This is a genomic window from Nocardia aobensis NBRC 100429, assembly GCF_000308375.1.
Taxonomy (GTDB): Bacteria; Actinomycetota; Actinomycetes; order Mycobacteriales; family Mycobacteriaceae; genus Nocardia; species Nocardia aobensis.
The window spans coordinates 18,943-32,706 of record NZ_BAFQ01000123.1 but is presented as its reverse complement, the minus strand read 5'-3'; the positions used below and the strand labels follow the sequence as shown (position 1 = coordinate 32,706).

11 protein-coding genes are annotated in these 13,764 nt (G+C 68.6%); 7 read left to right on the top strand and 4 right to left on the bottom strand.

The window, feature by feature from the left end:
• Positions 1–99 precede the first annotated feature (99 nt).
• The 3 genes from RJ03_RS37170 to RJ03_RS15620 are packed head-to-tail and all read right to left on the bottom strand — an operon-like array spanning position 100 to position 2,527.
• Positions 100–237 (bottom strand): hypothetical protein, encoded by a 138-nt coding sequence (locus RJ03_RS37170; RefSeq protein ID WP_157121813.1) that lies wholly within the window; start codon positions 235–237, stop codon positions 100–102.
• A 17-nt stretch (positions 238–254) separates the two neighbouring features.
• Positions 255–1,673 carry an amidase gene (locus tag RJ03_RS15625; RefSeq protein WP_036502922.1) on the bottom strand — a complete coding sequence of 473 codons (1,419 nt, stop codon included), beginning with the start codon at positions 1,671–1,673 and terminating at the stop codon, positions 255–257.
• A gap of 29 nt (positions 1,674–1,702) precedes the next feature.
• Complete coding sequence (locus RJ03_RS15620; RefSeq protein ID WP_051024724.1) at positions 1,703–2,527, bottom strand: GntR family transcriptional regulator; 825 nt, start codon at positions 2,525–2,527, stop codon at positions 1,703–1,705.
• Positions 2,528–2,821: 294 nt separating this feature from the next.
• Between RJ03_RS15620 and RJ03_RS15615 the strand changes: the two genes are divergently transcribed.
• Complete coding sequence (locus tag RJ03_RS15615; protein ID WP_036502919.1) at positions 2,822–3,268, top strand: VOC family protein; 447 nt, start codon at positions 2,822–2,824, stop codon at positions 3,266–3,268.
• A gap of 8 nt (positions 3,269–3,276) precedes the next feature.
• Here RJ03_RS15615 and RJ03_RS15610 read toward each other — a convergent pair whose 3' ends face one another.
• Positions 3,277–4,140, bottom strand: a complete 864-nt coding sequence (locus RJ03_RS15610) for an NAD(P)-dependent oxidoreductase (protein WP_083870848.1) — start codon at positions 4,138–4,140, stop codon at positions 3,277–3,279.
• A gap of 472 nt (positions 4,141–4,612) precedes the next feature.
• Between RJ03_RS15610 and RJ03_RS15605 the strand changes: the two genes are divergently transcribed.
• From RJ03_RS15605 to pgsA, 6 genes are all read left to right on the top strand, one after another.
• On the top strand, positions 4,613–6,823 hold the full coding sequence (locus tag RJ03_RS15605) for a SulP family inorganic anion transporter (RefSeq protein WP_036502913.1): 2,211 nt from the start codon (positions 4,613–4,615) through the stop codon (positions 6,821–6,823).
• A gap of 290 nt (positions 6,824–7,113) precedes the next feature.
• Positions 7,114–9,354 (top strand): SulP family inorganic anion transporter, encoded by a 2,241-nt coding sequence (locus RJ03_RS15600; protein ID WP_051024723.1) that lies wholly within the window; start codon positions 7,114–7,116, stop codon positions 9,352–9,354.
• Positions 9,355–9,600: 246 nt separating this feature from the next.
• Positions 9,601–10,248 (top strand): (2Fe-2S)-binding protein, encoded by a 648-nt coding sequence (locus RJ03_RS15595; protein ID WP_063820384.1) that lies wholly within the window; start codon positions 9,601–9,603, stop codon positions 10,246–10,248.
• A gap of 117 nt (positions 10,249–10,365) precedes the next feature.
• Complete coding sequence (gene thrS, locus RJ03_RS15590) at positions 10,366–12,444, top strand: threonine--tRNA ligase (RefSeq protein ID WP_210743177.1); 2,079 nt, start codon at positions 10,366–10,368, stop codon at positions 12,442–12,444.
• 8 nt (positions 12,445–12,452) lie between these two features.
• Positions 12,453–13,088: an ATP adenylyltransferase gene (locus RJ03_RS15585; protein WP_036502908.1), complete on the top strand. Its 636-nt coding sequence runs from the start codon at positions 12,453–12,455 to the stop codon at positions 13,086–13,088.
• A 1-nt stretch (position 13,089) separates the two neighbouring features.
• Positions 13,090–13,761, top strand: coding sequence for a phosphatidylinositol phosphate synthase (pgsA, locus tag RJ03_RS15580; RefSeq protein WP_036502906.1), 672 nt, complete (start codon positions 13,090–13,092; stop codon positions 13,759–13,761).
• Positions 13,762–13,764 lie beyond the last annotated feature (3 nt).

The following is a 13,764-nucleotide window of genomic DNA, read 5'->3' as shown; positions in this document are numbered from 1 at the left end:
GGCGGAGGCCGGACGCCGGGCCGGTCGAATCGGTGGGTTCGTCGCGGCGCTCGGCCCGGTACGGTGCCTCGCCGTCGGGAAACGCCGGTGACGTGAGCCTCAGGTGAGACCGAAACCGCCGGCCGGGTCGGTCCAGCGGGTGGCGTCGACCGTGGTGAGCAGTTCGGCCATGGCGCGCACGGCCGCGCGCATGGCGTCGACCGCGGCGGTTTCCTCGGGGTCGGTGGTCCAGGTCATGATCGGCTCCTGACGATTCAGCGGAGGGCAGTGGGGATCTCGGTGTGGTGGGTGGTGCGGCGTTGGTAGGCGTCGCCGGCGCGCAGGACGGTGGCTTCGCCGAAATGGTTGCCGGACACCGACATCGACAGGGGCAGACCGTCGGCGGTGGGGCCGATCGGCAGCGCGAGGGTGGGGTTGCCCAGTGGGTTCCAGTACGGGGTGTGCAGACTCGACAACACTCCCATCGGTTGCAGTTGATCCAGATCGGCTATCGCGGGGGCGCCGAGGTGTCCGGTCGGCGTCACCACCAGGTCGACCTTCGTCAGCAGTTCGGCCATCCGCTGCCTGCCGATGCGGCGAACCCGTTGAGCCTGAACATAATCCGGTCCGCTGACCGCATCCCCGCCGGCGAGGATGATGCGGGTGGCCTGTCCGTAGTCCGCCCAGCGTTCGCGCAGCGCGGGCCGGTGGTAGGCGTGCGCCTCCGCCAGCATCACCACGACATCGACCGCGGTCAGTTCCCGGTACATCGGCACCTCCACGGGTACGATCCGGGCGCCGGCCGCGGCGAGCACGGCCACGGCGTCGGAAAACCGTTGTGGCTGAGCGGGATCGATCCCACCGTCGGCGAACCGATCCAGATCGTCCACGCCGATGGTCAGTCCGCTCAGATCCCCCGTGAGCGCGCCCGGATAGTCGTCGACCGGTGTGTGCGCACTGTAGGGATCGGCCGGGTCGTATCCCGCCAGCACCGACAGCAGCAGGGCGCAGTCGGCGGCCGAGCGGGCCATCGGACCCGGATGGTCGAGGGTGTACCCCAGTGGAACCACGCCGGACTTCGGGACGCGGCCGAAGGTCGGCTTCAATCCGGTGATCCCGTTGAAGGCTGCCGGAATGCGGATACTGCCCGCCGTGTCGGTCCCGACCGCGCCCAGGAACATCCCGGCGGCCACGCCGCTGCCCGATCCCGAACTCGACCCGCCCGCCCAGCGGGACGGATCCCACGGATTACGCGGTACCGGAAAGGGTTTGGCCGGATCCGGGAGGCCGATGGCGAATTCCATCGTGGTCACCTTGCCGGTGACCACGGCGCCGGCCTCCTCGAGCCGGCGGACCACCGTGCAATCGCCGTGGGCGGCGCCCCACCCGGGATCGAGAACCAGGCTCTGCGCGGTGGTGGGCGCGGCGGCATGGGCGAGAATGTCCTTGATTCCCATCGGGATCCCGGCCAGCGGGCCGAGCGCAACGCCGGCCGCCAACTTCTCGTCGATGCGCGCGGCCTGTGCGACCGCGCGCTCGTCGAATCGCGACAGGTAGACGCCGAGCGTCGCGTCGTGTGCGTCGGCGGCGGCGAGGGCCTGTTCGATCAGCCGGGTGGCGGTGGTCTCGCCGGATCGCAGCGCCGCGGCGGCCTCGGTCAGTCCGGAGAGTACGGGTGGGTCGGCGAGAGTCATGGTCGTCCTTACCTCGGCGGGCGGTGGTGTCAGCGGGACAGGGTGGCGGTCATGTCGAGCCGGGGGATGGCGCCGAGTTCGAGCTGGATCTCGGCGCGGCAGGAACCCAGCGCGTAATCGACGGCGATACCGTCGCGGGTGCGGATGGTCTGTTCCACCAGCAGCACCGGCTCACCGGGCAGGATGTGCAGCAGTGCCGCGGTGCACTCGTCGGCGCGTGCGGCCTGGACGCCGACGTCGCTGCCGCCGACATCCACCCGGCCGCCGCGCAACAGGCTGTAGAAGTCGTCGCCGAACGCGGCCTGGTCGATCCGCGTCGCCTCCGGCGCGCGCAAATAGTTGGTGAATACCGCGAGCGGGCGATCGTCGAGCAGCAGGACGTATTCGACGCACAGGCAATCGTCTCCGGGCCCGACATCGGCCAGATGGGCGGCGATCACCGGCGGCGCCGGGATCCAGGCCCAGTACAGCAGGCGTGGCGAGATCCGGCCGAGGGCCAGATGTTGCTCGAGCGTCCGGCCTTCCGGTGGCAGCGCGCCGGATACGACGTAGTGCTCACCGACCGCGACCGTGCCCACTCCGCGGCGGCGCTCGATCAAACCGTCGGCACGCAGCATGCCGAGCGCGGCGCGGACCACGTCGCGCGGGAGATGATGGCGCGCCATCAATTCCGGCTCGCCGGGCAACCGTCCGGCGCCGAACGAGCCCGCCCGCAAGTCCGCCCGCAGCAGATCACGCAGGCGCCGGGCGGGCAGTTGCGCTGCGGCCGGCAGGATTTCGCGCATCTGATCGCCGAACACCCGGCGGTCGTGAGCGGCTCGATCGGAGTGGAGCTGTTCGGAGCGGTGGTGCATGCCGGTAGCGTGCAGAGAATCCGCGTTACGCGACAAGGACTTCCGGTAAAGACCTGGTTACGCGGCCGACCGGGTCGGTGCGCAGCGGCGTTACCAGCGGTTTCCGGTGGCGCCGGACGGTATTTCGCGGTCGCGCGGCACGATGCGGTGCCGTCCGCAACCCCGGTATCGGAAGTTACGCGGGCGAATGGTGGGAGTGACACCGCCCGGGTGATCTGTCCGATCCGTTCAAGACGTGCGCGGCGGCGGCGAGGTTGACTGCGTGCGGAGAACGACGAGAACGGAGGTATCGGGGTGCGAGCACAGATCCATGCGATCACGCTGGGCGTGCGCGATCTGGAGGTGTCGTTGCGGTTCTACCGAGCGCTCGGATTGGAGTCGCCGGGGATCATCGGAACCGAATTCCGGCCGGATGCGGAGAATCCCGGTGGGGCGGTGGTCATGTTCACGCTCGGCAACGGGGTGACGCTGGCGCTGTACGGGCGCGACGATCTGGCCAAGGATGCGGGTATCCCGCCGGAACGTATGCACGGTTCCGCGATGAGTCTGGGCTGGTTCGTCGGCAGTGACGCCGAGGCGGAACGAGTTCTGGAGCTCGCCGGCGCGTCGGGCGGCACGGTGGTCCAGCCCGCGCGCACGCGGCCGTGGGGGATCTACGCCGGCTATTTCGCCGACCCCGACGGGCATCTGTGGGAAGTCGTGCACTTCGCTCGATCCGAAGCCCAGCCGGGAGCTGACTAGCCCGGTCGTCAACCCTGCGCGGAGTCGGCGCCGTCGCGGTACAGCGCGGCGATGGCGGCGATATCGGCGCCGGGATTCGTTCGCGCCGCATCCTCGTAACGCGTGCGGACGATTTCCGCCAACGGCAGGTGGGCACCCGCCTCCGCGGCGATGTCGACGGCGAGTCCCGCGTCCTTGGCGCCCAGGACGGTGGTCCACCATCCGTCCGGGGACGCGGTGAGTACGGCGTCGAAGCGGTTCGCCACCGCCGGGGCGACGACAGGCGCGTCGGCGAGCAGTTCGCGCAACTGGTCGTCGCCGAGTCCGCCGGAACGCCCCACGGTGAACGCTTCCGCCAGCGCCGCGACTCCGGAGATCAACAGGAAGTTCGTCGTCACCTTGGCGGTCAGCGCGTGTGCCGCAGAATCGTAGTGGCGCACCCGCTCGGAGAGCGTGCCGAGCAGCGGTGCGAGCCGGTCCCGCAGTTGCGCGGGCCCACCGGCCAGTAGCGTTGCGTTCCCGGCGGTGACCGTACCGGGCCCGCCCACGATCGGGAGCGCCAGAAACCGGTCACCGAAGCCGTCGGCGAGGGCGGCGCCCAATGCCGGGGAGACGGTCGAACAGTCGATGTACGGGGTCCCGGAATCGAGAGATGTCTGCAATTCGCCGAAGGCCACCGAGGTCACCGCCGCGTCGTCGGCGAGCGCGGTGAGGGCCGCGTCCACTCCCGACACGGCCGCCGCGACAGTTCCGGCCTCCGTCGCACCGGCCGAAATCAGTTCTCCCGCTTTACCTTCGGTACGGTTCCACACCGTCACCCGATGTCCGCCGTTGAGCAGGCGCGCGGCCACGGCGCGGCCCATCCGTCCCATTCCCAGTACCGCGATATGCACTGTTGCCTCCTCGTCCGGGTCGCGGTCGGCACATGGCACCGACCCTGTCCTTCCCACTGTCCCGCAGTTGTGCCGCACGGGTCGCGTTCGGCCTCGGTGATAGGCGAATCGTACAAGTGACCAGGAACGGCGTTGCGGTAGTATCGCCGGTGGGTGCGGCGAAGCGATTCTGCGCCACCATTTTTCGGTGCATTGCTGCGTTCGGGGGTGGTCCCGGGCAACTCCGGACCTCGAGCCTGGTTGTGATATAGATCACAATTCAGTACCGGCGCCGACTTTTGTGCTGAAAACCCTTTCCAACTGCTTTGCGTTATCTTTACTATTAGGCGCGTTGGGCCGCTGCCGGGCATCTATGTCCGGATGCGTCGCAGGCGCAACACATCTCGCGTCATCCGCTTCGCCCGCCCGCTCTCGATGCCAGTACATGTTCCACCGATGGACCGAACCGACACCGGTTCGGCGAAGGAGAAATATGTCCACCGACACCGACTCGGTCCGACGGACGTCACCTCGGGGCCTTTCGGTCGTTCTACGCCACGATCTACCCGCCTCCGTGGTGGTTTTCCTCGTCGCGCTACCCCTGTCCATCGGTGTGGCCGTCGCCATGGGCGCGCCGGTCGCGGCCGGTTTGATCGCCGCTGTGGTCGGAGGTCTGGTCGCCGGGCTGTGTGGCGGTTCGGTACTGCAGGTCAGCGGCCCTACCGCCAGCCTCACCGTCGTGGTGGCCGAATGCATCCACCAGTTCGGCTGGGCGACAACCTGTTTCATCACCGTCTGCGCCGGTGCGCTGCAGGTGGTGTTCGGCCTGAGCCGGATCGCGCGCGGCGCACTGGCCATCGCGCCCGTGGTGGTGCACGCCATGCTCGCCGGTATCGGCGTCGTGATCGCACTGCAGCAACTGCACGTCCTGCTGGGCGGGCAGACGTTGAGTTCGTCGTGGGCGAGCATCGTGCAGCTGCCGCATCAGCTGACGGTGATGCACGCCGGCGACGCGCTGGTCGGCGGGGTGGTGATCGCGATCATGCTGGGCTGGCGCTATCTACCGGGCCGGATTCGTGCGGTCCCGGCGCCGCTGGCCGCCGTGGTCGCGGCGACGGCGCTCGCGATGGTGGTGCCCACCAGCGTGGAACGCATCACGCTGCACGGGTCGTTGTTCGACGCGATGTCGTTACCGCAACTGCCGCACGGTAATTGGAGTGCGGTCGTGCTGACCGCGTTCACCATCGCGCTGATCGCCAGCGTGGAGACGCTGCTGTCGGCGGTGGCCGTCGACCGGTTGCGGCCGGAGTATCGCACCGACCTCGATCGCGAACTGCTCGGCCAGGGCGTCGCGAACATGACCTCCGGCATGCTCGGCGGCCTGCCCATCGCGGCGGTCATCGTCCGCAGTATCACCAACGCCAAGGCCGGCGCGCGGACCAAGGCCTCCACCATGCTCAGTGGCGTGTGGGTGCTGGTGTTCTCCGTCGCGCTGGTCGAGGTGGTGCGCCAGATCCCGAAGGCCGCTCTGGCCGGACTGTTGATCGTCATCGGTATCGGATTGGTGAAACTCGCGCATATCCGCCTCGCGCGCCGCGCCGGTGATCTGATCGTCTATGCCGCAACGGTTCTCGTGGTGATCTTCGGCAACCTGCTGCTGGGTATGCTGATCGGGCTGGTGCTGTCGTTCGCGCTGCTCATGTGGCGGGTGGTGCGGGTGGTGATCGTGGCCGCGCCGGTCGGCGACACCGGGCGCTGGCTCGTGACCGTGGACGGTTCGGCCACCTTCCTGGCCCTGCCGCGGCTCACCGCTCAGCTGGCGCGGATTCCCGCAGGCGTTCCGGTCACCGTGGAGATGACCGTCGACTTCATCGACCATGCCGCCTCCGACACCCTGCACGAATGGGCGCAGCGACACGAAAGCCTCGGCGGCACGGTGCAATTCGTCGAACTGGGCGCCGTGCGCATCGCCGACCTCACCGCGGGGCCACCCGCGCGCGGCCACGCCCGGCGCATGCTCGACGACGTGCTCGCGCCCTGGCGTCCCACGACCCGCACCGATCGGATCGCCGCCGGGATCGCGGCGTATCACCGCGGGCACGCCCACATGATGCGGCCGCATCTGGACGAACTGCGGCACACCCAGGATCCGGAATCGCTGTTCGTCACCTGCGCCGATTCCCGCATCGTGCCCAACGTGATCACCAACAGCGGCCCGGGTGACCTGTTCACCGTGCGCAATATCGGCAATCTGATCCCCGCCGACGGCCGCGACACCTCGGTCGAGGCCGCGCTGGTCTACGCACTGAACAAACTCGACGTGCGCTCGATCGTCGTCTGCGGGCATTCCGGCTGCGGCGCCATGGACGCACTGCACCACGGTCTGCACACCGGCTCGGGTCTCGACGACTGGCTCGCCCACGGCCGCCCCGCGCTCGAGCGCTTCCGCGCCGGGCATCCGGTGGCGGCGGCGGCCGCGGCCGCCGGATACGGCGAGGTCGACCAGCTGGGCATGGTGAACGTCGCCGTGCAGATCGAGACACTGGCCGCCCACCCCGTCGTGCGGCGCGGAATCGAGGCGCGCGGTGTGGTGCTGTCGGGCCTGTTCTTCGATATCGCCACCGCCCGCGTCCTCGCGATCACGCCCGACGGTATCGCCGATATCGACGACCTCCGCCAGCCGGTGCCGGTCCCGGTTTCCTGAAAGGAGCATTCCCAGTTCTGGCAATTTCGCCGGATGGAAAACGCGCGCCGAGCGGGCGCACAGTGGTGCCGGTGCAGGTCGGAGCTCCAGGCGAGTGAGGGCCGTCACATCGAATCCGGAACGTGTGCGAGGCTAAAGATCCTTTTCTAAGCCTTTGCTTAGTCTTTACTATTAGGGTTGCCCTCGCTTCCGGCTCACTGCTGGACAACGACGTCTCGCAGCTGAATTCGATGCCTGGAGAACATGTTCGACCGACCGGACCGCCGCGGCGGCTCCGGTGAAGGAGCAATATGTCCACCGACACCGTCGCTACGCCCAGACCCTCGGCCCCGCCGGGCCCCAGCTGGTCGGACCGGATGAACTCCGTCCTACGACACGATCTGCCCGCTTCCGTCGTCGTTTTTCTCGTCGCTCTGCCGCTCTCGATCGGCATCGCGGTCGCCACCGGCGCTCCGGTCGCGGCCGGACTCATCGCCGCCGCCGTGGGCGGCATCGTGGTGGGAACCCTGGGGGGCTCCGTCCTGCAGGTCAGCGGCCCGGCCGCCGGCCTGACCGTGGTCATGGCCGAGACCATCAATCAATTCGGCTGGAAGACAACGTGTTTCATCACCGTCTGCGCGGGCCTGCTGCAGATCGTGTTCGGCCTGAGCCGGATCGCGCGCGCCGCGCTCGCCATCGCACCGGTCGTCGTGCACGCCATGCTCGCCGGCATCGGTATCACCATCGCCTTGCAGCAGGTTCATGTCCTGCTCGGCGGATCGTCGCAGAGCTCGGCGTGGGAGAACGTCGCCGAGTTGCCGAATCAGCTGCTGCACCTCAGCGGTATCGACGTCGTGATCGGCGGGCTGGTCATCGCGATCATGCTCGGCTGGCGCTGGGTGCCGGCCAAGATCCGCGTGGTTCCCGGACCGTTGGTGGCGATCGTGGTCGCCACCGCGCTGTCGCTGGTGCTGCCCGGAAACCCCGCCCGCATCACGATGAGCGGGTCGCTGTTCGACGCCGTCGGCCTGCCGGACATGCCCAGCGGAGACTGGAGCGGTGTCGCGCTGGCGGTGCTGACCGTGGCCCTGATCGCCAGCGTGGAAAGCCTGCTGTCGGCCGTCGCCGTCGACAAGATGCACAACGGACCCCGCACCAACTTCGACCGTGAGCTCATGGCGCAGGGTGCGGCCAACGTGACCTCGGGCATGATCGGTGGCCTGCCGGTCACCGGCGTGATCGTGCGCAGTGCGACCAATGTGACCGCCGGTGCGCGCAGCCGGGCCTCGGCGCTGCTGCACGGCGTCTGGGTGCTGCTGTTCTCGATCGCCCTGGTGGGCGTGGTCGAGCAGATCCCGAAATCGGCGCTGGCCGGTCTGCTGGTGATGATCGGCATCCAGCTGGTGAAGCTCGCTCACATCAAGATCGCGCACCGCACCGGCGAACTGGTGATCTACGCGGTGACCATCGCGGCGGTGGTGTTCTTGAACCTGCTCGAAGGCGTGCTGATCGGTCTGGTCGTCGCCTTCGCGCTGCTGCTGTGGCGCGTGGTGCGCGTCTCGGTCGAGGCCGCTCCGGTCGAGGGAACCGACCGGTGGCTGGTGAGCGTGGACGGCACCTGCACCTTCCTCGCCCTGCCGAAGCTGACCGGGCAGCTGGCCAAGGTGCCCGCCGGCGCGGACGTCCTGGTGGAGCTGACGGTCGACTTCCTCGACCACGCCGCCTACGACGCCATCCACTCCTGGGCGCAGCAGCACGAAAGCACCGGCGGTACCGTCGAATTCGTCGAGATCGGGACCGCGCGCATGGCCGATGCGGCCGAGCGTCCGCCGCGGCGCGCCCGGGCCCGCGGGCTGCTCGACGATGTGCTGGGGCCGTGGCGTTCCGAGGGTGGCAATCCCGTCGCCGCCGGTGTCGCCGCCTACCACCGCAGCCACGCCCACGTGATGCGGCCGCACCTGGACGAATTGCGCAACGGTCAGGACCCGGACTCCTTCTTCCTGACCTGCTCCGACTCGCGGATCGTGCCGAATGTGATCACCAACAGCGGTCCGGGTGACCTGTTCACCGTCCGCAACATCGGCAATCTGATCCCGGCGCGCGGCACCGATGTGTCGGTGGACGCCGCGTTGAGTTTCGCGCTGCACAATCTGTCGGTGCGCAACGTCGTGGTGTGCGGACATTCGGGCTGCGGTGCGATGAACGCCCTGCTGTCGGACCGGTCCGCCGGTCCCGATATCGACGACTGGCTGGCCCACGGCGCCGAGGCCCTGCAGCGCTACCGCGGCGGCCATCCGGTGGCGGCGGCCGCGGCGGCCGCCGGGTACGGCCCGGCCGACCAGCTGAGCATGGTCAACGTCGCGGTCCAGCTGGAGACGCTGCGGGAGCATCCGGTTGTCGCACGGGCCGTCGACGAGCGCGGTGTTGCGCTTTCGGGCCTGTTCTTCGATATCGGAACCGCACGGGTCCTCGAGGTCACCACGACCGGCATCGCCGAGATCACCGATGCCGAGCGACCCGGAATACCCGCCCGGAATCCGACCCACGCCTGATCCGGGCGCAGGGTGCGCGAGTTCGTCGGCCCGACAGCCGAACTCGCGCACCCGTCCACCTTCGCCGCAGCAGCCGTCCCGCCACGACCCGGGGACGGCTGCCGCGGCGCGCCTGAGCGTCGGCGTCGCCCGCGCCGATACGCTGAGCGGCGCACCCCGAAACCCTGCCGCCGTCTCGATCCGAGCGCGCCGGACATGCCATGGTGGACGTGGTGCATTCGCTGGATCGATGTGGATCGGAGTCGGATGGAAATGGTGGCGCAGTCGGCGGCGTCCGGGATGCCCGCCCAGGTGGCGGGCATCAAACTCACCGAGCCCGCGTGGCTGTCGGAACGGATCGCCGATATGGGAATCTCCTGGGGCACAGGCGATTCCCGTGTCTCCGGCACGCTGTGGTGGTGTATGGCCGCCTCGGCGCTGGTGGATCCGATCACCGAGGCCTACGCGACCGGCGCACCGGCACCCGACCCCACGCTGGAACGGCTGCGCTGCGAGATCCGGCCCGACGGTGGCATCGAGCGGACCGCGTCCGAATCGGCGGGCGAGTCCGAGGCGGTCGGCGCCGCGCTGGGCGACACCCTGCGGCGCGTCATCCCGGTCGTGGCTCGGGTGACCGGCGCCGGTCCGGCAGCGCTGTGGGCGATCGTCGCCGACGCGATCGGCAACCGGGCCATCGACGCGGGCGACCCCGAGGCGGGCGCCCGGCTGGCCGCCCAGGTCGGGGAGCGGCTGCCCGCGCCGCGATTCACCGACATCGAGGCGCGCACATTCGTGCGGCGCATCTCCTGCTGCCTGGTCTACGAGGTGCCCGGTTGCGATATGTGCACCAGCTGCCCCAAAAGGCCCGCTGCCGAGCGCGAGCGGCTGCTCACCGAGCTGGCCCGGCGCGGGTGAGCGGGCCGCGGCCGCTTGGCGGCCGGTCCATCGGCGCACGACCGGTACTGTCCCGATAGCATTGGTCGCGCCGGTGAGATTTCTGTTCGTCGACCGGCCCGGAACAAGAATGCCGACATGTCTAAGGAGAGCGCAGCCGTGACCACCTCAGCCCGCATAACCCCCGCCGCCCTCGTCCGGGTGCCGGCCGGGACGACGGCGGGCGCCGCGGTGCGCGAAGCGGGCCTGGCCACCAAGGGGCCCGATACCGTCGTCGTCGTCCGCGACGACGAGGGCAACCTGAGGGACCTGTCCTGGGCGCCCGAGACCGACGTCGAGGTCGAGGCCGTCACCGCCGGCTCCGAGGACGGCCGCAGTGTCATCCGCCATTCGGCCGCCCACGTGCTGGCCCAGGCGGTGCAGCAGGAGTTCCCCGAGGCCAAACTCGGCATCGGCCCGCCGATCAAGGACGGCTTCTACTACGACTTCCAGGTCGAGCGGCCCTTCACCCCCGAGGATCTGGCCAAGCTCGAATCCCGGATGAAGAAGATCATCAAAGGCGCGCAACGGTTTTCGCGCCGGGTGGTCGAGGTCGACGAGGCCCGGGTGGAATTGGCGAAGGAGCCGTTCAAACTCGAGCTGATCTCCGATAAATCGGGTATCGATGATCCGGAGGTCATGGAGGTCGGCGGTAAAGAGCTGACCATCTACGACAATCTCGATCCGCGCTCCGGCGAGAAGGTGTGGGGCGATCTGTGCCGCGGCCCGCACATCCCGACCACGAAATTCATTCCCGCGTTCAAGCTGACCCGCTCCTCGGCGGCCTACTGGCGCGGTGACCAGAACCGCGAGGATCTGCAGCGCATCTACGGCACCGCCTGGGAATCGCCGGAGGCGCTGGAGAACCATCTGCACGTCCTGGAAGAGGCCGAGAAGCGCGATCACCGCAAACTCGGACTGGAACTGGATCTGTTCTCGTTCCCGGACGAGCTGGGTTCGGGCCTGCCGGTGTTCCACCCCAAGGGCGGCATCATCCGCAAGGAGCTCGAGGACTATTCCCGTCGCCGCCACATCGCGGCCGGCTACGAATTCGTCAACACCCCGCATATCACCAAGGGACATCTGTTCGAGGTCTCCGGACACCTCGACTGGTACCGCGAGGGCATGTTCCCGGCCATGCATCTCGACGCCGAGTACAACGACGACGGCACCGTGCGCAAACCCGGCCAGGACTATTACGTCAAGCCGATGAACTGCCCGATGCACAATCTGATCTTCCGCTCGCGCGGACGGTCGTATCGGGAGCTGCCGCTGCGGCTGTTCGAATTCGGGTCGGTGTATCGCTACGAGAAGTCCGGTGTCGTCCACGGGCTGACCCGGGTGCGCGGCATGACCCAGGACGACGCGCACATCTACTGCACCAAAGAGCAGATGCACGCCGAACTGACCTCGACGCTGCAATTCGTGCTGAGCCTGCTGCGCGATTACGGCCTCGACGATTTCTACCTGGAATTGTCGACCAAGGATCCGCAGAAATTCGTGGGCTCCGACGAATTGTGGGAGGAGGCCACCGAGACGCTGCGCAAGGTGGCCACCGATTCGGGCCTGGACCTGGTCCCGGATCCGGGCGGCGCCGCGTTCTACGGTCCGAAGATCTCCGTGCAGGCCAAGGACGCGCTGGGCCGCACCTGGCAGATGTCGACCATTCAGCTCGACTTCAACCTGCCCGAGCGCTTCGGCCTGGAATACACCGCCTCCGACGGCACCAAGCAGCGCCCGGTGATGATCCACCGCGCCCTGTTCGGCTCCATCGAACGATTCTTCGGCGTGCTCACCGAGCATTACGCGGGCGCGTTCCCGGCCTGGCTGGCGCCCGTGCAGGTGGTCGGCATCCCGGTCGCCGACGCGTTCGCCGACCATCTGGACACGGTGGTGGAGGAACTGCGTGCCCACGGGGTGCGGGCCGAGGTCGATCGCAGTGACGACCGGATGCAGAAGAAGATCTTCAACCACACCGCGCAGAAGGTGCCGTTCATGCTGCTGGCCGGCGAGCGCGATGTGAACGCCGGTGCGGTGAGCTTCCGATTCCGCGACGGCACCCAGGTCAACACCGTGCCGGTGGCCGATGCGGTGGCGACCGTCGTCGACTGGATCTCGCGGCGCGACAACGCCTCGCCGAGCGCGGAAGGATTCGAGGTCCGGACCGGTGGGGCGTGAGTGAGGGCATGGTGGAAGAGGCTGTGACGCAACAGGATCCGGGTCGGATCGTCGACACGGGAGCGGGGGACCCGGACCGGTTGCAGCGATTGTGGACGCCGTACCGGATGTCCTACATCACCGGTGCGGTCGCCGATCGCGACAGCCGCAACGGGCCGGCCGACGCCGACGCGCCCGCCGGCGCGGAGGAGACGACCTCGGCCGGGCTGAAGCACCCGTTCACCGAGATCCCGAAGATGTCGGACGAGGACGGACTGGTCATCGCGCGCGGCGAATGGGTGTTCGCGGTGCTCAACCTCTACCCGTACAACCCGGGCCACATGATGGTGGTGCCCTACCGGCGGGTGGCCGACCTCGAGGATCTCACCCCGGAGGAGAGCGCCGAACTGATGGCGTTCACCCAGCGGGCGATCCGGGTGATGAAGAAGGTGTCGCGACCCGAGGGTTTCAACGTCGGGCTGAATCTCGGCGGCGTGGCCGGGGGATCGCTGGCCGACCACCTGCATCAGCACATCGTTCCCCGCTGGGGCGGGGACGCCAATTTCATCACCGTCGTCGGCGGGGTGAAGGTGATGCCGCAGTTGTTGCGGGAGACGCGGGCCCTGCTGGCCGGGGCGTGGCACGAGGCGAAGGAAGTCGAGTAGCGTGCTGAGCTTCTTCGGTCGGGAGACGTTCGCCAAGGCGACCGCGCCGCTGGGACGGGCGCTGGTGAGCACCGGGCTCACGCCCGACGCGATGACGCTGATCGGCACCACCGCCTCGATCGTGGCCGCGGTGACGCTGTTCCCGACCGATCACCTGTTCTGGGGAACGATGGTGATCTGGCTCTTCGTCATGTTCGACATGCTCGACGGGGCGATGGCCCGCGCTCGCGGCGGCGGCACCAAATACGGTGCGGTCCTCGACGCCACGTGCGATCGCGTGGCCGACGGCGCCATCTTCGGCGCGCTCGCCTGGTGGTCGGTGTATCACGAGCACAGCAAGCACCTGTTCGTAGCGACGCTGGTGGTCCTGGTGACCTCGCAGGTGATCTCCTACGCCAAGGCGCGGGCGGAGGCGAGCGGGCTGTCGGCCGACGGCGGGATCATCGAACGCCCCGACCGCCTGGTCATCGTGCTGGTCGGGGCCGGCTTCACCGGCATCGGTGGCTATTTCGGCATCGAGTGGCTCACCTACGCGGTGTATGTCGCGATGTACATCCTGGCGGTGCTGAGCATCGTCACCGTCTTCCAGCGAGTCTTGGCGGTACGGAATTCGGCCGGTGCCCGCGATGTGATCGCGCCGGTGACCAAGGCCGACTCCGATACGGCGAAATGAAAG

Excerpts from the sequence above, each read along its gene's own strand:
- RJ03_RS37170 (WP_157121813.1), bottom strand. The coding sequence starts at position 237 with ATGACCTGGACCACCGACCCCGAGGAAACCGCCGCGGTCGACGCCATG.
- RJ03_RS15625 (WP_036502922.1), bottom strand. The coding sequence starts at position 1,673 with ATGACTCTCGCCGACCCACCCGTACTCTCCGGACTGACCGAGGCCGCC.
- RJ03_RS15620 (WP_051024724.1), bottom strand. The coding sequence starts at position 2,527 with ATGCACCACCGCTCCGAACAGCTCCACTCCGATCGAGCCGCTCACGAC.
- RJ03_RS15605 (WP_036502913.1), top strand. The coding sequence starts at position 4,613 with ATGTCCACCGACACCGACTCGGTCCGACGGACGTCACCTCGGGGCCTT.
- RJ03_RS15600 (WP_051024723.1), top strand. The coding sequence starts at position 7,114 with ATGTCCACCGACACCGTCGCTACGCCCAGACCCTCGGCCCCGCCGGGC.
- RJ03_RS15595 (WP_063820384.1), top strand. The coding sequence starts at position 9,601 with ATGGAAATGGTGGCGCAGTCGGCGGCGTCCGGGATGCCCGCCCAGGTG.
- thrS (WP_210743177.1), top strand. The coding sequence starts at position 10,366 with ATGTCTAAGGAGAGCGCAGCCGTGACCACCTCAGCCCGCATAACCCCC.
- RJ03_RS15585 (WP_036502908.1), top strand. The coding sequence starts at position 12,453 with ATGGTGGAAGAGGCTGTGACGCAACAGGATCCGGGTCGGATCGTCGAC.